The organism is Roseateles asaccharophilus (assembly GCF_031458115.1).
Taxonomy (GTDB): Bacteria; Pseudomonadota; Gammaproteobacteria; order Burkholderiales; family Burkholderiaceae_C; genus Pelomonas; species Pelomonas asaccharophilus_A.
In genome coordinates this window covers 157,241-176,222 of sequence record NZ_JAVDXV010000004.1, presented here as the reverse complement: position 1 = coordinate 176,222, position 18,982 = coordinate 157,241, and the positions used below count along the sequence as shown (strand labels likewise).

Annotated in this window: 20 protein-coding genes; 13 read left to right on the top strand and 7 right to left on the bottom strand. The window is 69.2% G+C overall.

Annotated features, from left to right (window positions below; translation table 11 throughout):
• The first annotated feature begins 1 nt into the window (after position 1).
• Positions 2-496 (top strand): heme-degrading domain-containing protein, encoded by a 495-nt coding sequence (locus J2X21_RS11715; protein WP_310328674.1) that lies wholly within the window; start codon positions 2-4, stop codon positions 494-496.
• On the opposite strand, the gene alaC is transcribed toward J2X21_RS11715, so the two are convergent.
• Complete coding sequence (gene alaC / locus J2X21_RS11710) at positions 493-1,713, bottom strand: alanine transaminase (protein ID WP_310328673.1); 1,221 nt, start codon at positions 1,711-1,713, stop codon at positions 493-495. The genes J2X21_RS11715 and alaC overlap by 4 nt on opposite strands.
• 89 nt (positions 1,714-1,802) lie before the next feature.
• Between alaC and J2X21_RS11705 the strand changes: the two genes are divergently transcribed.
• The 5 genes from J2X21_RS11705 (at position 1,803) to J2X21_RS11685 (ending at position 8,654) form a co-directional block, all read left to right on the top strand.
• The gene (locus J2X21_RS11705; protein WP_310328672.1) at positions 1,803-2,459 is read left to right on the top strand and encodes an alpha/beta hydrolase family protein; all 657 of its coding nucleotides are present in this window, start codon (positions 1,803-1,805) and stop codon (positions 2,457-2,459) included.
• A gap of 10 nt (positions 2,460-2,469) precedes the next feature.
• Positions 2,470-3,384, top strand: coding sequence for a carbohydrate kinase family protein (locus J2X21_RS11700; protein ID WP_310328671.1), 915 nt, complete (start codon positions 2,470-2,472; stop codon positions 3,382-3,384).
• Positions 3,381-4,295: a pseudouridine-5'-phosphate glycosidase gene (locus tag J2X21_RS11695; protein ID WP_310328670.1), complete on the top strand. Its 915-nt coding sequence runs from the start codon at positions 3,381-3,383 to the stop codon at positions 4,293-4,295. Before J2X21_RS11700 ends, J2X21_RS11695 begins: the two co-directional genes overlap by 4 nt.
• Before the next feature lie 100 nt (positions 4,296-4,395).
• On the top strand, positions 4,396-5,559 hold the full coding sequence (locus J2X21_RS11690) for an efflux RND transporter periplasmic adaptor subunit (RefSeq protein WP_310328669.1): 1,164 nt from the start codon (positions 4,396-4,398) through the stop codon (positions 5,557-5,559).
• Positions 5,556-8,654: an efflux RND transporter permease subunit gene (locus J2X21_RS11685; RefSeq protein ID WP_310328668.1), complete on the top strand. Its 3,099-nt coding sequence runs from the start codon at positions 5,556-5,558 to the stop codon at positions 8,652-8,654. The genes J2X21_RS11690 and J2X21_RS11685 overlap by 4 nt, the downstream gene beginning before the upstream one ends.
• Here the strand turns inward: J2X21_RS11685 and J2X21_RS11680 are convergent, their stop codons facing one another.
• From J2X21_RS11680 to J2X21_RS11665, 4 genes are read right to left on the bottom strand one after another with little or no spacing between them, the layout of a single operon-like run.
• Positions 8,655-9,128: a low molecular weight protein-tyrosine-phosphatase gene (locus J2X21_RS11680; RefSeq protein ID WP_310328667.1), complete on the bottom strand. Its 474-nt coding sequence runs from the start codon at positions 9,126-9,128 to the stop codon at positions 8,655-8,657.
• Between the two features lie 5 nt (positions 9,129-9,133).
• Positions 9,134-9,826 (bottom strand): ribulose-phosphate 3-epimerase, encoded by a 693-nt coding sequence (rpe, locus tag J2X21_RS11675; RefSeq protein ID WP_310328666.1) that lies wholly within the window; start codon positions 9,824-9,826, stop codon positions 9,134-9,136.
• A gap of 10 nt (positions 9,827-9,836) precedes the next feature.
• Positions 9,837-10,457, bottom strand: coding sequence for a DNA-3-methyladenine glycosylase I (locus J2X21_RS11670; RefSeq protein ID WP_310328664.1), 621 nt, complete (start codon positions 10,455-10,457; stop codon positions 9,837-9,839).
• Positions 10,454-11,200: a substrate-binding periplasmic protein gene (locus J2X21_RS11665; protein WP_310328663.1), complete on the bottom strand. Its 747-nt coding sequence runs from the start codon at positions 11,198-11,200 to the stop codon at positions 10,454-10,456. Before J2X21_RS11665 ends, J2X21_RS11670 begins: the two co-directional genes overlap by 4 nt.
• A gap of 62 nt (positions 11,201-11,262) precedes the next feature.
• Between J2X21_RS11665 and apaG the strand changes: the two genes are divergently transcribed.
• The 3 genes from apaG to mltA all read left to right on the top strand — a co-directional run bounded on the left by apaG (position 11,263) and on the right by mltA (position 14,987).
• Entirely contained in the window at positions 11,263-11,637 is a 375-nt protein-coding gene (gene apaG, locus J2X21_RS11660; RefSeq protein WP_310328662.1) for a Co2+/Mg2+ efflux protein ApaG, read from the top strand.
• Positions 11,638-11,800: 163 nt separating this feature from the next.
• Positions 11,801-13,771: a site-specific recombinase gene (locus J2X21_RS11655; RefSeq protein WP_310328661.1), complete on the top strand. Its 1,971-nt coding sequence runs from the start codon at positions 11,801-11,803 to the stop codon at positions 13,769-13,771.
• Positions 13,772-13,877: 106 nt separating this feature from the next.
• Positions 13,878-14,987, top strand: a complete 1,110-nt coding sequence (mltA, locus tag J2X21_RS11650; protein WP_310328660.1) for a murein transglycosylase A — start codon at positions 13,878-13,880, stop codon at positions 14,985-14,987.
• Here mltA and J2X21_RS11645 read toward each other — a convergent pair whose 3' ends face one another.
• Entirely contained in the window at positions 14,988-15,269 is a 282-nt protein-coding gene (locus J2X21_RS11645; RefSeq protein WP_310328658.1) for a DUF427 domain-containing protein, read from the bottom strand.
• Positions 15,270-15,295: 26 nt separating this feature from the next.
• Here J2X21_RS11645 and J2X21_RS11640 point away from each other — a divergent pair, with 26 nt between their 5' ends.
• The 4 genes from J2X21_RS11640 to J2X21_RS11625 all read left to right on the top strand — a co-directional run bounded on the left by J2X21_RS11640 (position 15,296) and on the right by J2X21_RS11625 (position 17,266).
• Positions 15,296-15,535, top strand: coding sequence for a hypothetical protein (locus J2X21_RS11640; RefSeq protein WP_310328656.1), 240 nt, complete (start codon positions 15,296-15,298; stop codon positions 15,533-15,535).
• Positions 15,535-16,185, top strand: a complete 651-nt coding sequence (locus tag J2X21_RS11635) for a glutathione S-transferase family protein (protein ID WP_310328654.1) — start codon at positions 15,535-15,537, stop codon at positions 16,183-16,185. The genes J2X21_RS11640 and J2X21_RS11635 overlap by 1 nt, the downstream gene beginning before the upstream one ends.
• 11 nt (positions 16,186-16,196) lie before the next feature.
• A complete protein-coding gene (locus J2X21_RS11630; protein WP_310328653.1) occupies positions 16,197-16,625 on the top strand; it encodes a DUF1579 family protein in 429 nt (142 codons plus the stop codon).
• Between the two features lie 74 nt (positions 16,626-16,699).
• A complete protein-coding gene (locus J2X21_RS11625) occupies positions 16,700-17,266 on the top strand; it encodes a hypothetical protein (protein ID WP_310328651.1) in 567 nt (188 codons plus the stop codon).
• A gap of 15 nt (positions 17,267-17,281) precedes the next feature.
• On the opposite strand, the gene J2X21_RS11620 is transcribed toward J2X21_RS11625, so the two are convergent.
• The gene (locus J2X21_RS11620; RefSeq protein WP_310328649.1) at positions 17,282-18,982 is read right to left on the bottom strand and encodes an NAD(P)/FAD-dependent oxidoreductase; all 1,701 of its coding nucleotides are present in this window, start codon (positions 18,980-18,982) and stop codon (positions 17,282-17,284) included.

Sequence of the window (18,982 nt, the reverse complement as noted above, 5' to 3'; positions counted from 1 at the left end):
CATGGACAAGACCCCGAAAGCGCCCGCGACCGTCGCCGACTGCGCGGCCCAGGAAAACGCGCTGGTGTTCGACCGGCTGAATGCGGCCGATGCGCTGGCCATCGGCCAAGCCATCGTCGCACTGTCGCTGGAGTGGTTCCCGGGCCGGCCCATTGCCATCCACATCGAGAAGGACGAGCACCCGCTGTTCGTCTATTTCATGGACGGCACGACGGCGGGCAACGCCGACTGGGTCATCAAGAAGAAGAACGTCGTGCGCCGCTTCGGCCACAGCTCGTGGATGGTCAGGCAGCAGTTCCTCGAGCGCCAGGCCGACTTCCACAAGGAAACCGGCCTGGACCCCGACCTCTACCGCGCGGAAGGCGGCGCCGTGCCGCTGGTCCTGCGCGGCAAGGGCCGCATCGGCACGCTGATCGTCTCCGGCCTGGAAGGTTGGGAGGACCATGTGCTGGCGGTGGGCGGGCTGGCGTTGTGGCAGAGCCGCAATGTCGGCTAGGCCTTGAGCAGCCCGTCGGCCTTGAACATCGCCTTGATGCCGCGCACCGCTTGGCGGATGCGTGACTCGTTCTCGATCAGCGCGAAGCGCACATGGCCGTCGCCATGGTCGCCGAAGCCGATGCCAGGCGACACGCAGACCTTGGCCTTTTCCATCAGCTGGCGCGCGAACTCCAGCGAGCCCAGCTCGCGGTAGGGCTCGGGAATGCGCGCCCAGATGTACATGCTGGCCTTGGGGCAGTCGACCTGCCAGCCCGCTTCGATCAGGCCCTTGTAGAGCACGTCGCGGCGGCGCTGGTAGCTGGCGCAGATGTCGCTCACACACTGCTGGTCGCCCTCCAGCGCGGCGATGGCCGCCACCTGCAGCGGCGTAAACGTGCCGTAGTCGTGATAGCTCTTGATGCGCGCGAGTGCGGCGACGAGGTCGGGGTTGCCAACCATGAAGCCGACGCGCCAGCCGGCCATGTTGTAGCTCTTGCTGAGCGTGAAGAACTCGACCGCCACGTCCTTGGCGCCGGGCACCTGCATGATGGACGGCGCCTGGTAGCCGTCGAACACGATGTCGGCATAGGCGAGGTCGTGCACGACCAGGATGTCGTGCTTCTTTGCGAGTGCCACGACGCGCTCGAAGAAGCTCAGCTCCACGCACTGCGCTGTCGGGTTGGACGGGAAGCCGAACACCATCATCTTGGGCTTGGGGTAGCTGCCGCGGATGGTGCGCTCCAGCTCGGCGAAGAAGTCCACCTCGCTCGACACCGGGATGGCGCGGATGTCGGCGCCGGCGATGACCGCGCCGTAGATGTGGATGGGGTAGCTGGGGTCGGGCACCAGCACGGTGTCGCCGCGGTCCAGCGTCGCCAGCATCAGGTGAGCCAGGCCTTCCTTCGACCCGATGGTGACGATGGCCTCGCTGTCGGGGTTGATGTCCACGCCGTAGCGGCGCTGGTACCAGTGCGAGATCGCGCGGCGCAGGCGCGGAATGCCCTTGCTGGCCGAGTAGCCGTGCGTGTCGGGCCGCTGGGCGACCTCGGCGAGCTTGGCGACGATGTGCGGCGGCGTGGCCCCGTCGGGGTTGCCCATGCTCATGTCGATGATGTCCTCGCCACGCCGGCGGGCCGCGAGCTTGAGCTCGGCCGTGATGTTGAAGACGTAGGGCGGCAGGCGGTCGATGCGCGCGAAACGGCGCTTGCCGCTGGAAGCGGAAGACGAAGAAGTCATTGGCTGTGTACGTAAGCGCCCGGAACCGTCCGAGCGACGTGGGCGGCGTGTGCCGCACCGCGGGCGACTCTAGCGCATAAGCTGACGGCATGAACCTCACGCTCAGCGTCGATGACGCCACCACCGTGTCCGCACTGTGGCTGCAGCCGCCGCAGCCGCGGGCCTGCTATGTGTTCGCGCATGGCGCCGGCGCGGGCATGGCACACAGCTTCATGGAGGCGTTGGCGCAGGCGCTGCTGGCGCACGACGTGGCCACGCTGCGCTACCAGTTCCCCTACATGGAGCGCGGCTCCAAGCGGCCGGATTCGCCCGCGGTTGCGCAAGCGGCCGTGCGGGCGGCTGTGGCGGCCGCGCGCGAACGCCTGCCCGACACGCCGCTGTTCGCGGGCGGCAAGTCCTTCGGCGGCCGCATGACGTCGCAGGCCCAGGCTGCGCGGGCCATGCCCGGCGTGCGCGGGCTGGTGTTCGTCGGCTTCCCGCTGCACCCGGCGGGCAAGCCGGGCGTCGAGCGCGCCGCGCATCTGGCCGACGTGAAAGTGCCGATGCTGTTCCTGCAGGGCACGCGCGACGAACTGGCCGAACTGACGCTGCTGCAGGGTGTCGTGCAAGGTCTGCAGGAACGCGCCACGCTGCACATCGAGGACGACGCCGACCACGCCTTCCATGTGCGCGTCCGCAGCGGCCGCAACGACGAACAGGTTGTGCAGTCGCTGGCTGCGGCGATCGCGGCGTGGTTCGCTTCCTAGAATTGCGCCGATGAACACCCCCGCCGCCCCCATCGTCTGCATCGGCGGGCTCAACATCGACCGCAAGCTCAAGCTGCTGGCGAGCGCGCTGCCCGGCTCGTCCAACCCTTGCGAGGCGCACGAGACGCCCGGCGGCGTGGTGCGCAACGTGGCCGAGAACCTCGCGCGGCTGGGCCTGCCCGTCGCGCTGGTGGCCGCCATGGGTGACGACGCCGGCGGCCGCATGCTGCTGGAGCAGGCCACGCAGGCGGGCATAGACATGAGCGCCGTCATCCGGCTGCGCCGGCAGGCCAGCGACAGCTACACGGCCGTGCTGGACCCGGACGGCAGTCTGACGTTGGGCCTGGCCGCCATGCCGCTGGTGGAGCGCCTCAACCCCTGGGCGCTGCAGGCCAGCAAGGACCTGCGCGCCGGCGCCGCGCTGGTGGTGGCCGACGGCAACCTGCCCACCGACGCCTGGCCGCTGCTGCTGGGCGAGGCGCGCGATGGCGGCGCGCCGCTGGTCTGCGTGGCCGTGTCCGAGGCCAAGATGGAGCGCCTGCCCGAGCGGCTGACCGGCCTGCACCTGCTGATCCTGAATGCCGGCGAACTGGCCACCGTGGACGCCGACCGCTCGCTGGCGCTGGCCGCGCTGCATGCGCGCGGCGTACAGCGGGTGCTGGTGTCCGAGGGCGCGCGCGGCCTGCTGCTCAGCGAGCCGGGCCAGCCGGCGCGCCACTGGCCCGCGCCGCAGGTGGCCGTGGTGGACGTGACCGGCGCGGGCGATGCGCTGTCGGCCGGCGTCTGCGCAGCGCTGCTGCGCGATTGCGATGATTTCGATGCCGCCGCCCGGCTGGGCCTGGCGCTTGCGGCGCTGACGCTGCAGACCACCGACAGCGTGCATCCCGACCTGAATCCCCAATTCCTCGAAGAACAACAGCCATGAACGAATTCGTCCAGCTCTCGCCCGAGGTCGCCGCCGCGCGCGCCGACGGCCGGCCCATCGTGGCCCTCGAGTCCACCATCATTGCCCACGGCATGCCCTGGCCGCAGAACCTGGAGACGGCCCGCGAGGTGGAGGACGTCATCCGCGCCGAGGGCGCCGTGCCGGCCACCATCGCCGTCATTGGTGGCCGCATCCGCGTCGGCCTGACGAACGAGGAGCTGCAGCAGCTGGCCCAGTCGCCCGACGCGATGAAGCTGAGCCGCCGCGACCTGCCGTTCGCCCTCGCGACCGGCCGGCTGGGCGCCACCACGGTGGCCGCGACGATGATCTGCGCGCACCTGGCCGACATCGCCGTGTTCGTCACCGGCGGCATCGGCGGCGTGCACCGCGGCGGCGCCGAGAGCTTCGACATTTCGGCCGACCTGCAGGAGCTGGCGCGCACGCCGGTGGCGGTGGTCTGCGCCGGTGCCAAGTCCATCCTGGACCTGGGCCTGACGCTGGAATACCTGGAGACGCACGGCGTGCCGGTGCTGTCGGTGGGGCAGGACAACTTCGCCGCGTTCTTCACGCCCGACTCGGGCCTGAAGGCCGACTTCCGCATGGACGACGCCGACACGCAGGCCCGCTTCATCCGCGCCAAGTGGGCGCTGGGCTTGTCGGGCGGCGTGGTCGTCAGCAACCCGGTGCCGGCGGCCCAGGCCATGCCGCGGGAGGAAATCGACGCCATCACCGCCCAGGCGCTGGCCGAGGCGGACCACCAGGGCATCCAGGGCAAGGCCATCACCCCCTTCCTGCTGGCGCGCATCAAGGCGCTGACCGGCGGCAGAAGCCTGGCCACCAACATCGCACTGGTCAAGAACAACGCCCGGGTGGGGGCGCAGCTGGCCCGCGCGCTGCAGAAGCAGGCGTAAAAAACGCGCCATCGGGCGCGCTCAGCAATCTGCGAGCAAAACGGGGTGGCTAATCTGGCCCGACCTTGCGGTCAACCCCCATTACTTTCAGCAGGCTTGCATGCGCGCCACCTCTTCCCTGATTCTTTGCGGCCTCGTCATGGCCGGCCTGGCTGGCTGCGGGCGCAAGGACGATGCCGGCGCCGCCAGGCCCGCCGGGGCGGCCAGCGCGCCGCCGGCGCAGAACGTCAGCGTCGTGCAGGTGAAGCAGGCCGATGTGCCCATCACCGTGGAGGCCAGCGGCACCGTCACCGCGCTGCAGAGCGTGGACCTGCGCGCGCAGACCACCAGCACTGTGGCCCAGGTGCTGGTGAAGGACGGGCAGACCGTCAGCAAGGGCCAGCTGCTGTTCCGCTTCGATGACCGCGCCGACCGCGCCGCGTTGGAAAAGGCCCGCGCCCAGCTCGCGCGCGACCGCGCCAGCCTGACCGACCTGGAGCGCCAGCTCAACCGCGCCAAGGAGCTGAAGGCGCAGAACTTCATTGCGCAGAACGCGGTCGACACGGCGCAGGCCAACTTCGACGCCGGACAGGCGCTGATCCGCAGCGACGAGGCCGCCATCCAGGCCGCGCAGGTCACGGCCGGCTACAACGAGCTGCGCGCGCCCATCGGCGGCCGGGCCGGCATCGTCAACGTCTATGCGGGCAGCCTGGTGCAGGCCAGCGCGACGGCGACGCCGCTGGTCAACATCGCGCAGCTGGACCCCATCGCCGTCAGCTTCACGCTGCCCGAGACGCAGCTGGCCGCGCTGCTGGCCGCCACGCGCGCCGGCGCGCTGGAAGTGGAGGCCGTGGTGCCCGGCGCCGCCAAGGGGGCGGCGGCCGTCAAGGGCCGGGTGACGGCGGTGGACAACCTCGTCGACACGGCCACCGGCACCATCAAGGTCAAGGCCGAATTCGACAACAAGGCCCAGGCGCTGTGGCCGGGCCAGTACCTGCGCGTGCGTGTGACACTGCGCACGCTGCAGGGCGCGACCGTGGTGCCGCAGGCCGCGATCATCATGCGCGGCAACGAACGCTCGGTGTACGTGGTGGGGCCGGACAACACGGCCAAGCAGGCGCCCGTGCAGGTGCGCGCGAGCCTGGGCGAGCAGGCCGTCGTGGAGGGTCTGGACGCGACCGCGCAGGTCGTCATGGACGGCAAGCAGAACCTGCGGCCGGGCACACCGCTGCGCATTGCGACCCCCGCGGCGGCGGCCGCCAAAGCCTCGGGCGCCGGCAAATGAGGATCACCGAAGCCTTCATCCGGCGGCCGGTCATGACCGTGCTGCTGAACCTGTCGCTGGTCATCGCCGGCCTGGCGGCCTGGAGCAAGATCCCCGTCGCCGCGCTGCCGTCGTACAACACGCCCATCATCAACGTCGGCGCGTCGCTGCCGGGTGCATCGCCCGAGACGATGGCGTCGTCGGTCGCGCTGCCGCTGGAGAAACAGTTCTCGACCATCCCCGGCCTGCAGACCATCTCGTCGACCAACACGCTGGGCAACACGTCGCTGACGCTGGAGTTCGACCCGTCACGCAACATCGACGCCGCGGCCGTGGACGTGCAGGCGGCGCTGTTCCGCAGCTTGCGCGCGCTGCCGACGGAGATGACCTCGCCGCCCAACTACCGCAAGGTCAACCCGGCCGACGCGCCGGTGCTGCTGGTGGCGCTGACGTCGCCGTCCATGGACCTGACGGAGCTGAACGACTACGCCGAGAACCTGCTGTCGCCGGGCCTGTCCACCATAGCCGGCGTGGCCCAGGTGTCCATCTACGGCCAGAAGCGCTATGCAGTGCGCATCAAGGTGCGCACCGAGCTGCTGAACCAGCGCAACATCACGCTGGACGAGCTGCAGGCCGCCGTGCGCGCCGCCAACGCCAACACGCCGGTGGGTGTGCTGGACGGCTCGCGCCAGACGCTGACCATCCAGGCCAACAAGCAGCTTCAGCGCGCGGCCGAGTTCGGGCGCATCGTCGTCGCGTCGCGCAACGGCGCGCCGGTGCACCTGAGCGATGTGGCCGAGGTGCAGGACAGCGTCGAGACAAGCAAGACCTACGCGACCTACCAGGGCGAGCGCTCCATCACGCTGGCCATCCAGCGCCAGCCAGATGCCAACACCGTGCAGGTCGTCGACAAGGTCAAGGCGCTGCTGCCGCGCTATGCGGAGCAGATGCCGGCGTCGGTCAGGATGTCCACGCTGAACGACCGCTCGCTGTCCATCCGCGAGTCGCTGCACGACGTCTACCTGACGCTGGCGCTGACCGTGGGCCTGGTGGTGATGGTCATCTTCATCTTCCTGCGCCGCGCGGTGGCGACGCTGATCCCGACCGCGTCGCTGCCGATCTCGCTGATCGGCGCGTTGACGCTCTTGTACGCGCTGGGCTACAGCCTGGACAACATCTCGCTGCTGGGCATCACGCTGGCGGTGGGCCTGGTGGTGGACGACGCCATCGTCATGCTGGAGAACATCGTCCGCCATGTGGAGGACGGCATGAAGCCCTTCGACGCGGCCGTGCGCGGCGCGCGCGAGATGGCGTTCACCATCCTGTCCATCTCCATCTCGCTGGTGGCGGTGCTCATCCCCATCTTCTTCATGCCGGGCGTCATCGGCCTGCTGTTTCACGAGTTCGCCGTCGTCGTGGGCCTGTCCATCCTGGTGTCGGCCGTCGTGTCGCTCACGCTCGTGCCCATGCTGTGCAGCCGGCTGCTGAAGGCCGACGAGCACCACGAGGACGGCGCCATGGGCCGGCTGTTCGAGCGCGGCTTCACGGCCACGCTGAACGCCTACACGCGTACGCTGGACCTGGCGCTGCGCCACCGCGGCTGGGTGCTGGGCGTCGCGCTGCTGAGCTTCGTCGCGACGGTGTGGTTCTACATGGCCATCCCCAAGGGCTTCTTCCCCGAGGAAGATATCGGCCAGATCCAGGCCAGCACCGAGGCGCCCGAGGACACGTCGTTCGCCGCGATGACGCAGCTGCAGGACCGCGTGGCCGAGATCGTCCGCAACGACCCCAACGTGAAGGCGCTCAGCTCTGCCGTGGGCGGCGGTGGCGGAGGCGGCGGCACCAACACCGGCCGCATGTTCATCAACCTGAAGGCACGCGGCGAGCGCGAGGCCATGCCCAAGGTGCTGGAAGGCCTGCGCAAGAAGCTGCGTGCGGTGCCGGGCGTCCAGGTCTACCTGCGCCCGGTGCAGAACCTGCAGCTGGGCGGGCGCCAGAGCAAGAGCCGCTACCAGTACACGCTGCAGTCGGTGTCGGCCGGCGAGCTGGGCACCTGGGCCACCAAGCTGCAGGAAAAGCTGCGCACCGACGAGCGCTTCCGCGACATCACCAGCGACTCGCAGATGCGCGGCCTGCAGGCCAGCCTCGTCATCGACCGCGAGCGCGCGGCGCTGCTGGGCGTGGACATGGGCGAGCTGCGCAACGCGCTGTACGGCGCCTTCGGCGAGCGCCAGGTGTCCAGCATCTACGCCGAGAGCAACACCTACCAGGTCATCATGGAGGCCGGCGACGACGACCGCAGCAGCGAGACCGCCTTCGACAAGATCTACCTGCGCGGCAACAACGGCGCCCAGGTGCCGCTGACGGCCTTCGCCACGGTGCAGCGCACGCTGGGCCCCACGGCCGTCAACCACCAGGGCCAGCTGCAGGCCATCACGATCAGCTTCAACCTCGCGCCCAACGTGCCGCTGGGCGACGCGACGCAGCAGATCGCCGCCTTCACGCAGGAGATCCAGCTGCCGCCCAGCATCATCACCAGCTACGGCGGTGACGCGGCGGTGTTCCAGGATTCGCAGGGCGGCCAGCTGCTGCTGATCGGCCTGGCCGTGGCGGTCATCTACGTGCTGCTGGGCGTGCTGTACGAGAGCTACATCCACCCGCTGACCATCCTGGCCGGTTTGCCGTCGGCGGCGGTGGGCGCGCTGGTCACGCTGCAGCTGTTCGGCATGGAGCTGACCATCATCGCGACCATCGGCATCGTCATGCTGATCGGCATCGTGAAGAAGAACGCGATCATGATGATCGACTTCGCGCTGGACGTGCAGCGCAGCCAGGGGCTGGCAGCGGCCGAGGCGATACGCCAAGCCTGCATCCTGCGCTTCCGCCCCATCATGATGACCACGCTGGCCGCGCTGATGGGCGCGCTGCCCATCGCGCTGGGCCTGGGCGCCGGCGCCGAGCTGCGCCAGCCGCTGGGCCTGGCCGTGGTGGGCGGCCTGATCCTGTCGCAGGCCGTGACGCTCTACATCACGCCGGTCATCTACCTGGCGCTGGACCGCTTCAGCGGCAGCGGCCCAGACATGCGTGAAGTGGCCGAAGCCACCAGCAAGGTCTGATCAACCCAGCTTCAGCCGGCCCTCGCGGCTCTCGGCCAGCAGCCGCGACGCCGCGCGCTCCAGCATGCCGACGACCACGTCGAAGCCCGTTACGGGGCCGAAGTAGGGGTCGGGCACGTCCTGGCCGGCCAGCTCCGGCACGAAATCGGTCAGCAGCAGGATGCGCGCGTGCAGGTCCGGCGGGGCCTTGCGGCGCAGCGCGTCCACATGCTCGGCCTCCATCGCCAGCACCAGGTCGTACTGGCCCAGCGTCTCGGGATCCACGCGGCGCGAGCGCCATTTGCGGTCGAGGCTGTACTTGTGCCGGTCGAGCGCGGCGGCGGCGCGCGCATCCACCGGGCCTCCGCGTGGATCGGCATGCACGCCGGCTGACGCGACGGTCTTGAACACATCACCCAGCTTGGCCCTGAAGATGGCCTCGGCCATCGGCGAGCGGCAGATGTTGGCGGTGCAGACGAGCAGGATGGAAGCCATCGCGATCAGGCCTTCGCCAACTCGGCGCGCATGGCGTCGATGACGGACTTGTAGTCCGGCTTTCCGAAGATGGCCGAGCCGGCCACAAAGGTGTCGGCACCGGCGGCGGCGATCTCGCGGATGTTGTCCACCTTCACGCCGCCGTCGATCTCCAGGCGGATGTCGCGGCCGGACTTGTCGATGATCTCGCGCGCCTTCCTGAGTTTGGCCAGCGCGCTGGGGATGAAGCTCTGGCCGCCGAAGCCGGGGTTCACGCTCATCAGCAGCACCATGTCGACCTTGTCGATGACCCACTCCAGCACGTCCAGCGACGTGGCGGGGTTGAACACCAGGCCGGCCTGCTTGCCTTCGGCCTTGATCAGTTGCAGCGTGCGGTCCACGTGCGCGCTGGCCTCGGGGTGAAAGGTGACCATGTCGGCGCCGGCGCGGCAAAAGGCCTGGGCCAGGCTGTCGACCGGCTGCACCATCAGGTGCACGTCGATGACGGCAGGCGTACCGTCGGGCTTGACCGCGTGCTTGCGCAGCGCCTCGCAGATCATGGGCCCGAAGGTCAGGTTGGGCACGTAATGGTTGTCCATCACGTCGAAGTGGATCCAGTCGGCGCCGGCGGCCAGCACGTTGCGGACCTCCTCGCCCAGGCGGGCGAAATCGGCGGACAGGATGCTGGGGGCGATGAAGTGTTGTTTTGCGGCGCGCATGGCCGCGATTTTAGGATCCCGGCCGCTGGAAGCTGTCTCGCGCCTGCTGCGCGGCCTTCCAGTGGTGGCAGCCCGGCTGGTGGTCGTTGATAAGCCCCATGGCCTGCATCAGCGCGTGCATGGTGGTGGGACCCACGAACTTCCAGCCGCGCTTCTTCAGGTCCTTGGACAGCGCCTCCGACGCCGGCGACTGCGACAGGTTGTGCGCAACGGAGTTCTTCGGCGGCTCGAAGCGCCACAGGTAGGCGGCCAACGAGCCGGTCTCCTGGACCAGCTCCACGCAGCGGCCCGCGTTGTGGATGGCCGCCTCGATCTTGCCGCGGTGGCGCACGATGCCGGCATCAAGCAGCAGCCGGGCCACGTCCTTGTCGCCGAACCGGGCCACCTGGTGAAAGTCGAAGCCGGCGAACGCGACGCGGAAGGCCTCGCGCTTGGTCAGGATGGTTCGCCACGACAGGCCGCTCTGGAAGCCCTCCAGGCACAGCTTCTCGAACAGCCGGAAGTCGTCGGCCACGGGCCGGCCCCATTCCTCGTCGTGGTAGTGCAGGTAAAGCGCATCGCCGGGTGCGGCAGCGCACCAGGCGCAGCGGGGCCGGCCGTCCGGCGGCAGAAACAGGGGTTTGGGGCTCATCGGTACTTTTCAGCCAGCGCGCGCAGCACGCCATCGCGCTCCAGGCGGCGCAGCGCCTGCGTCAATCGCTCTTCATGCGCGGCAGGCAGGTCGGCGCGCAGCGCCAGGTACTGCGGCTCCTCCTGGAACACCGTGCGGCCGAACTTCATCTTGCTGCCCAGGCGCGCATCGCCGATGTGGCGCTGCAGGTTGATGTCCTGGCCATAGATGACGTCGGCGCGGTTCATCAACAGCATCTGCAAGGCCTCGCGCTCCGAGCCCACTTCGGCGATGGCCACGTCGGCCTGCAGCAGCCGTTTCGCCAGCGCCGTGCCGCGCATGACCAGCACGGGCTTGCGCCGGCTGGCCGCGGCCAGCTCGGGCAGCGTGTCGAGATGGCGCGCGTCGTCGGTGCGCTGCACGATGACGTGCCGGATCGTGTACAGCGGTATCGGCGCATAGCGCCACTGCTTCTCGCGCTCGGGCGACTTCAGCAGGCAGAAGAAGGCGTCCACCAGGCCGTCGGCCAGCAGGCGCTCCACACGCTTGAGCGGCACGTGCTGTTCCATGCCGGTGAACTGCAGGCCGGGATCCAGGCGCTGCACGGCCTGCAGGATCTCCATGCAGATGCCGGGACGATTGGGTCCGCCATCGGGGTCGTACTTGACGAGCGAGCCGCTCTGCTGGGCCGTGCGCAGCACCAGGTCTTGGGCCTGAGCCGACAGGCTGAGCAGCACGGTGAATGGCCAGAGCCAGCGCAGCACTTAGGATCACGCTTCCCGATTGATATGGGTCGAGCATAGCGCCCGGCCGGCAAAATCACCTGATGGCCAACCCCCGATTCAGCTGCAGCGTCGCCGTCCAGGCCCTGCCCGAGCAGACCCATCTCGAGCAAGGGCTGTACGCCTTCAGCTACACGATCACCATCGAGAACACCGGCGATGTGATGGCCCAGCTCATCGGCCGGCATTGGGAGATCACCGATGCGCGCGGCCAGGTGCAGGTCGTCGACGGCCTGGCCGTCGTGGGCCACCAGCCGGTGCTCGCGCCCGGGCAATCTTTTCAGTACAGTTCCTGGGCGCAGATCGGCACGCCGCAGGGCACGATGCGCGGGCGCTTCCTGTGCGTGACCGAGGGCTGCGACATCTTCTACACCGACGTCGCCGAGTTTCTCCTGGCCGACAGCGCTTCACTGCATTGAGAAGCCGTGAACGAGCCCCACACGCCCGCTCATCCCGCCGCAATGCCGCCACTCGGCGTTGCAAATGCTCGCCGCAGCACGCGCTGCGACTCCGCTTTGCGCCTTGATTGGCGACGCCGCGGCGGTCTGCTCGGCCGCGCGGAACTCATTCGCAGCTTCTGATTTGACGAACCGGAACTGGGACCTCACCGCGCTGCTGAACGCAGCGGATCCGCAGGCCGCGCTGGCCGAACGCAACCTGTGGCTGGTGCGCCTGCTCGAATGGCTGCGCCATGCGCCGCGCGAGGCCACCGCCGCCGGCACGCCACTGCCGCTGGTCAGGCTCAAGCACCTGCTCAACGTGCTGGAGCGCCACCCCGAGCACGCCTTCAACTTCTCCAGCGTCATTGCCGGCGTCTGGAACGACGTGGATGCGGTGAGCCTGTTCGCCGAGGTGGGCTTTGCGCCACGCATGGCGCTGTGGCACGAGTTCCTGGGTCGGCTGCGCCGCCGCGTGCTGCCGGCCACGACGGACACGCGCGACCTGGCCGCGCTGTTCGAGTTGCTGTTCGGCGACGAGAACGACGAGGACTGGATCGCCGCCATCGACGACGAGCTGCTGGGCCGGCTGGGCCTGCTGTTCACGGCCGCGCCCGACGACGGCTGGCGCGTGGAGATGGCGGCGGCCGTCACGGTGCTGGTCAGCAGCGTGCATGCGGCGGGGCTGTCCGGCCCGCTGCGCGTGCGCATGGACGAGCTGCTGCTGCAGGACAAGCCCTTCCACCAGCTGCCCGCCGCCTGGGAGGCCGTCGAACGCGCGCTGGCGCAGCGCGAGGACGACGTGCTGGCGCCGTCGCTGCAGTTCCTGCGCGCGCTGCTGGACCGCTGCCGCGCCGCCGCGCAGACCGTGCCCGAGCATCTGGAGGCGCACGGCGTGTCGGTGGACCTGATGTTCTCCGTCGAGCAGCTGACCGCGCGGCTGGACCGCATCGAGGCGCTGCTGGCCTGCCTGGTGTCCGACGCGCCGCAGCGCGAGCTGCTGCGCCTGGTGGCCGGGCTGGTGCGCGTGGTGCACGAGCGCCGCAGCCTGCGCACGCTGTTCGCGCGCCACTACTCGCTGCTGGCGCGCAAGGTGGCCGAGCGCAGCGCCGAGACCGGTGAGCACTACATCACCCGCAGCCGCGCCGAGTACCGCGACATGCTGCAGCGCGCGGCCGGCGGTGGCGCCGTCATCGCGGGCACCACCTTCCTGAAGTTCTTCATCGGCCTGCTGGGCTTCACGGCCTTCTGGGGCGGCTTCTGGGCCGGCGTGAATTACGCGGCCAGCTTCGTGCTGATCCACCTGCTGCACTGGACCGTGGCCACCAAGCAGCCGGCGATGACCGCGCCTGCGATGGCCGACAAGCTGCTGTACATCGACCGCGACGACGGGCTGCAGGGCTTCGTCGACGAGGTCACGCACCTGACGCGCTCGCAGGTGGCCGGCATCATCGGCAACCTCGCGCTGGCCGCACCGCTGGTGCTGGCCGTGCAGGGCCTGTGCTGGCTGGCCTTCGGCGCGCCGCTGGTGGGCGAGAAGGATGCGCAGTACGTGCTGCATTCGCTGGACCTGTTCGGGCCGTCGCTGCTGTTCGCGGCCTTCACCGGCACGCTGCTGTTCGCATCCAGCCTCATCGCCGGCTGGGTGGAGAACTGGTTCGTCTTCCACCGGCTGGACAGCGCCATCGCGTGGAACCCCCGCATCGTGAGCCTGCTGGGCCGCGGGCGTGCGCAGCGCTGGTCGCACTGGTGGCGGGCCAACATCTCGGGGCTGACGGCCAACACCAGCCTGGGCCTGATGCTGGGCCTGGTGCCGGCGCTGATCGGCTTCTTCGGGCTGCCCATCGAGGTGCGCCACGTGACACTGGCCACCGGCCAGCTCGCGGCAGCCGTGGGGGCGCTGGGCGTGGGCGTGATGACGACCTGGGCCTTCTGGTCCTGCGTGCTGTGCATCGCCGGCATCGGCATGCTGAACGTGGGCGTCAGCTTCTTCTGCGCGTTCAAGGTCGCGCTGCGCTCGCGCGGCGTGCGGCTGGCGGACCGCAAGCGGGTCTATGCGGCCATACGGCAACGCCTGCGTCGCGAGCCCATGAGCTTCCTCATCCCACCGAAGTGATCACTCGTCCTTGCGCTCGCCGCCCTTGCGGCCCGAGAACATGGTCCACCAGACGATGAAGATGATGATGAGCAGGGCGCCCAGGGCTTCGAGCAGGAGGAGCAGCATGGCGTGGTGGGCACGTGGGGCACTGGCCGCGATTCTAGGAACGCTGGCGGCCTGCTCGTCGCCGCCGCTGCTGCCGCGCGAGCCAACGGCGCCTGCAACTCCGGGTCAGCCGCCGGTCGCGGCGCCCGCCGTTGCCGTCGCGCGCTGGGTCGCCGTCGATTGGAAAGACCTGCCCGGCTGGGGCGGCGACGATCTGATGGCCGCGTGGCCCGCGCTGCTGGCCGGCTGCCAGCGGCCCGCGCCGGGCTGGGCCGAGTTCTGCGCGCGCGCCGCGCTGCAGCCGCCCGCCGATGCGCTGGAGGCCGCGCTGCTGCTGATGAAACACCTGCGCGCCTGGCGGCTGGCGGCCGATGGCGGCGACACCACCGGCCTGCTGACCGGCTACTTCGAGCCCCAGCTGACGGCCAGCCGCACGCGCCAGGGTGCCTTCCAGTGGCCGCTGCACACGCTGCCTGCCGACCCCGCGCTGCGCCGTCTGCCGCGCCGCGACATCGACGGCCATCCGCGCTTTGCCGCGCTGGAGCTGGCCTTCCTCGATGATCCGTTCGCGCTGCTGCAGTTGCAGATCCAGGGCTCGGGTCGCCTCGTCACGCGCGATGAGACCGGCGCCGAGCGCATCAGCCGCGTTGCGTTCGCGGGCCACAACGACCAGCCCTTCGAGTCCGTCGCGAAGGCGCTGCTGGCGCGCGGCGAGCTGGTGGACGCGAGCTGGAAGGGCTTGAGCGACTGGGCGCGCCGCAACCCGGCCAAGGTGCGCGATGCGCTGGCGGTGAACCCGCGTGTCGTCTACTTCCGAGAGGAGGCGCTGCCCGATGCCACACAAGGCCCGCGCGGCGCGCAGGGCGTGCCGCTGACGCCGGGCCGCTCGGTGGCCATCGACCGCAGCGTCATCGCGCTGGGCACGCCGCTATGGCTGGAAAGCACCGAACCGCTGTCCCCCACGCCCATGCGCCGCCTGGTGTTGGCACAGGACACCGGGGGCGCCATCCTCGGCGCCGTGCGCGCCGACCTGTTCTGGGGCTGGGGCGATGAGGCCGGGCTGCAGGCCGGCCGCACCAAGCAGCCGCTGCGGCTGTGGGCGCTGTTGCCCGAAGGCCTGAAGCCCTGATTACTCCGAAACCTTGACGCCCTTCCAGAACGCGTAACGGCCCTTGATCTCGGCCGCGGCGGGCAGCGGGTCGGCGTAGAACCAGACCGCGTCCGGGTTCATCTCGCCATTGACGAACAGGCTCAGGTACTGCGCTTGCCCCTTCCACGCGCAGCTGCTGCGGTGGTTGGAGAAGCTGGTGTATTCCTTCTTCAGCGACTCGGCCGGGAAGTAGTGATTGCCTTCCACGACCACCGTGTCGTCGCTCTCGGCGATGACCACGCCATTCCACACTGCCTTCATCGGTCTTGCTCCAGGACAATCAAAGCATGCGACGCTACCACTCCCACCTCGGCCGCGACATCGTCGTCACCGGCGGCAGCGCCCGGGATCTGCAACCCGGGCAGTTCGGCGTGCTGGCCATTGACGGCGGCGCGGGCGGCTGGTCGGTGGTGCACAAGGGGCCGGGCGGCGACGTCGTGGACCTGAACAACGAGATGCACTTCGAGCTGCCGGAGGACGCGCTGGCGTTTGCCAAGGAGCTCATCGACATGATGGAGGCGCCCTGATGTTCGGAGATCACACGCTCACGCTCACGCTCTACGGCGCCGAGGCCTCGGGCGCCGTTGCCGTGGAGGCTGCGCTGACGCTGCTGGGCCTGCGCTACCAGCTCATCGAGGGCGCCACCTGGGCCGAGGAAGCCGCGCGCGACCGCGTCGCGACCAGCAACCCGATGCGCCAGATCCCGACGCTGGTGCTGCCCGACGGCGAGGTCATGACCGAGAGCGCGGCCATCCTGATCTACCTGGCCGACCTGGACCCGGCGGCCGGCCTGGCGCCGGCGCCTAACGATCCCAAGCGGCGGCAGTTCCTGCGCTGGATGCTGTACGTGTCGTCGGCCGTCTACGCGCTGCACTGGATCAAGCCCGACGTGAAGCGCATCGGCGCGCCCGAGGCCTCGCGCGACGCGGTGGTGGAGGCCGTGCACGAGCGCATCGCGTTCTGCTGGGCCACCATGGACGCGCAGCTCAGCCCCGGCGACTACCTGCTGGGCGACGAACTGACCGTGCTTGACCTGTACGTGGCCGTCGTGTCCCGCTTCGGGCCGTGGCGCGAGCGCTTCGAGGAAGCCGCGCCGCGCATGGCCGCGGTGGTGCACCGCGTGGACAACGATCCGCGGCTGGCGGCGTTGTGGCGCGACAGGTTCCCCGAGGATTGAAAGCAGCGACCGTGGCCCACGATCCCATGTCGGCGTTCGGCATCTTCATCGGTACTTGGAACACGACGGGCGAGGTGCTGGAAACGGCTGCCAACCCGGCCGGGCAACTGGTCGCGACCGACACCTACCGCTGGCTGCCAGGCCGGCACTTCATCCAGCACGACGTGGACGCGCGCTTCGACGGCCAGCCGACGCGCTCCATGGAGGTGATGGGTTACGACACGGCCAAGCGGCGGCACTTCGCGCAGTCGTTCGACGACCAGGGCCAGACCGAGATGTTCGTCGTCGAACTGGAGGGGCGGCGCTGGCGCATCCATGGCAAGACGGTGCGCTTCGATGGCGAGTTCAATGCGCGCAAGAACCGCTTGAGCGGCTTGTGGGAGATGAAGGGGCGCAAGTCCTGGCAGCCGTGGATCCGGCTGGAACTTGTTCGCGCCTAGACTCTGTGCGCTAACGCCGCCTTCAGGAGGTTTGCGCCGAGGCGTCGAGGATCAATTTTGGGCCAGGAGCAAAGATGCAGTCGATTCGCAGCCTTGGGGTACTGGCCGTCTGTTTGAGTAGCCTCCATGGCGCTTCGTCGGCCACTCCCACGGAGGACGCTGCTGCTTGTGCGGCGAAGTACAAGGACATTGCGCCGGCCGCGATGAAGCTTACCTACTGGGAATTCGATCAGACGGAATCGGGCTGGCGGAAGTTGGGAAGCTGCCATCTTGAAGCCTCGCAACTCCTGGCGCGCTACGTCAAAAAACAGGAAGCGGAGCTGCGAGGCGTGCGCTGGCATCTTGCGCAGACGCTCGCGATGATTGGAGAGAACGCACGGGCAGCTGAAGAAGCGATCAATTCGCTGAATCCCGACGAAGCGAAGCAGCACCCGACGTTCAGCTGGAACACGTACGTTCAGGCCACAGTCGCGTTCCTTCGGCAGGATCGTGCTGCTTTCGACGTCCAGTACGAAGCACATCGACTCGCCGCAGCGAAGCACCCCGAGAACCAGATCAACCTGGACGTGCTCACCGGCCTGTCGAAATGCTTCGACAGGCCGTATATTGAAGCGTACGGAAGCTGCCGCAGTGCGCCCTAGCCAGAGGCCCCCGATTCAAACCTGCCCGCCCGCCTTCGCCCCCTTGCCCTGCAGCACCGGCGCATCCGGCATGCCCAGCAGGTCCGCCGCCAGCGCCTCGGCCACTTCGATGCCGTCTACGCCGGCGCTCATGATGCCACCCGCATAGCCGGCGCCTTCACCGGCCGGGAACAGGCCGCGCACGTTGAGGCTCTGGTAGTCGCGCCCGCGGTTGATGCGCAGCGGGGATGAGGTGCGTGTCTCCACGCCGGTCAGCACCGCGTCGGGCCGGTCGAAGCCGCGGATCTGGCGCGCGAAGGCGGGCAGGGCTTCGCGGATGGCATCCAGGCAGTAGCGTGGCAGCGAGCCGCGGTCCTTGCGCTGCAGGTCGGTCAGCGTGACGCCGGGCTTGTAGCTGGGCTGCACATCGCCGAAGTCCTTGCTGACCTGGCGCTTGATGAAGTCGCCCACCAGCGAGCCCGGCGCCAGGTAGCCGCCGCCGCCCAGCTCGTAGGCGCGGCTTTCCCAGATGCGCTGGAAGGCCATGCCGTCCAGCGGGTTCACCGGGCTGCCGTCGCGCTTGCCGTCTTGCCGGTAGTCCTCGGGCGTCAGGCCCACGACGATGCCGGCATTCGCGTTGCGCTCGTTGCGCGAATACTGGCTCATGCCGTTGGTGACGACGCGGTCGGGTTCGCTGGTGGCCGCCACGACGGTGCCGCCGGGGCACATGCAGAAGCTGTAGACCGAGCGGCCGTTCTTGGCGTGGTGCACCAGCTTGTAGTCGGCGGCGCCGAGGATGGGATTGCCTGCGTTGGGGCCGAAGCGCGCCGCGTCGATGAGGCTCTGCGGATGCTCGATGCGGTAGCCGATGGAAAAGGGCTTGGCCTCCATATGCACGCCGCGCGCGTGCAGCATCTGGAAGGTGTCGCGGGCGCTGTGGCCCAACGCGATCACCACATGCGTAGTGCTGATCTGCTCGCCGGACTCCAGCTGCACGCCACGCACCGCGCCGTCCTCGATCAGCAGGTCTGTCACCTTCTGCTGGAAGCGGATCTCGCCGCCCAGCGCCTCGATGTCGGCGCGCATCTTGATGATCATGCTCACCAGCCGGAAGGTGCCGATGTGCGGCTTGCTGACGAACAGGATCTCCTCCGGCGCGCCGGCCTTGACGAACTCGGTCAGCACCTTGCGGGTCAGGTGGCGCGGGTCAGAGATCTGGCTGTAGAGCTTGCCGTCGGAGAAGGTGCCGGCGCCGCCCTCGCCGAACTGCACATTGCTCTCGGGGTGCAGCTTCTGCTCGCGCCACAGGCCCCAGGTGTCCTGCGTGCGCTCGCGCACGGCCTTGCCGCGCTCCAGCACGATGGGGCGAAGGCCCATTTGCGCAAGGATCAGCGCGGCGAACAGGCCGCAGGGGCCGAAGCCGACGACGACCGGTCTCGGGCCGGTGTGCTCGCCCACCTGGGCCAGGAAGTGGTAGCCCGTGTCGGGCGTGGGGCGGATCTGGTGGTCGCCGGCAAAGCGGGCGAGAACCGAGGCTTCGTCGACGCCGTCGGCCAGCGTGCAGTCCAGCGTGTAGACCAGCTGGATGTCGGAGCGCTTGCGCGCGTCATAGCCGCGGCGGGCGATGTGCAGGGCGGCGAGGTCGGCATCTGCCAGTTTCAGCCGGGCCAGCGCGGCGGGGCGCAGCTCGCCCTCGGCGTGGTTCAGCGGCAGGCGGAGTTCGTTGATGCGGATCAT

What these genes read in the sequence shown, in the direction of transcription:
- J2X21_RS11625 (WP_310328651.1), top strand. Translation starts at nt 16,700, where the DNA reads ATGCAGTCGATTCGCAGCCTTGGGGTACTGGCCGTCTGTTTGAGTAGC.
- mltA (WP_310328660.1), top strand. Translation starts at nt 13,878, where the DNA reads ATGGCGTGGTGGGCACGTGGGGCACTGGCCGCGATTCTAGGAACGCTG.
- J2X21_RS11635 (WP_310328654.1), top strand. Translation starts at nt 15,535, where the DNA reads ATGTTCGGAGATCACACGCTCACGCTCACGCTCTACGGCGCCGAGGCC.
- J2X21_RS11705 (WP_310328672.1), top strand. Translation starts at nt 1,803, where the DNA reads ATGAACCTCACGCTCAGCGTCGATGACGCCACCACCGTGTCCGCACTG.
- alaC (WP_310328673.1), bottom strand. Translation starts at nt 1,713, where the DNA reads ATGACTTCTTCGTCTTCCGCTTCCAGCGGCAAGCGCCGTTTCGCGCGC.
- J2X21_RS11695 (WP_310328670.1), top strand. Translation starts at nt 3,381, where the DNA reads ATGAACGAATTCGTCCAGCTCTCGCCCGAGGTCGCCGCCGCGCGCGCC.
- J2X21_RS11715 (WP_310328674.1), top strand. Translation starts at nt 2, where the DNA reads ATGGACAAGACCCCGAAAGCGCCCGCGACCGTCGCCGACTGCGCGGCC.
- J2X21_RS11670 (WP_310328664.1), bottom strand. Translation starts at nt 10,457, where the DNA reads ATGAGCCCCAAACCCCTGTTTCTGCCGCCGGACGGCCGGCCCCGCTGC.
- rpe (WP_310328666.1), bottom strand. Translation starts at nt 9,826, where the DNA reads ATGCGCGCCGCAAAACAACACTTCATCGCCCCCAGCATCCTGTCCGCC.
- J2X21_RS11680 (WP_310328667.1), bottom strand. Translation starts at nt 9,128, where the DNA reads ATGGCTTCCATCCTGCTCGTCTGCACCGCCAACATCTGCCGCTCGCCG.
- J2X21_RS11640 (WP_310328656.1), top strand. Translation starts at nt 15,296, where the DNA reads ATGCGACGCTACCACTCCCACCTCGGCCGCGACATCGTCGTCACCGGC.
- apaG (WP_310328662.1), top strand. Translation starts at nt 11,263, where the DNA reads ATGGCCAACCCCCGATTCAGCTGCAGCGTCGCCGTCCAGGCCCTGCCC.
- J2X21_RS11645 (WP_310328658.1), bottom strand. Translation starts at nt 15,269, where the DNA reads ATGAAGGCAGTGTGGAATGGCGTGGTCATCGCCGAGAGCGACGACACG.
- J2X21_RS11620 (WP_310328649.1), bottom strand. Translation starts at nt 18,982, where the DNA reads ATGATCCGCATCAACGAACTCCGCCTGCCGCTGAACCACGCCGAGGGC.
- J2X21_RS11685 (WP_310328668.1), top strand. Translation starts at nt 5,556, where the DNA reads ATGAGGATCACCGAAGCCTTCATCCGGCGGCCGGTCATGACCGTGCTG.
- J2X21_RS11700 (WP_310328671.1), top strand. Translation starts at nt 2,470, where the DNA reads ATGAACACCCCCGCCGCCCCCATCGTCTGCATCGGCGGGCTCAACATC.
- J2X21_RS11690 (WP_310328669.1), top strand. Translation starts at nt 4,396, where the DNA reads ATGCGCGCCACCTCTTCCCTGATTCTTTGCGGCCTCGTCATGGCCGGC.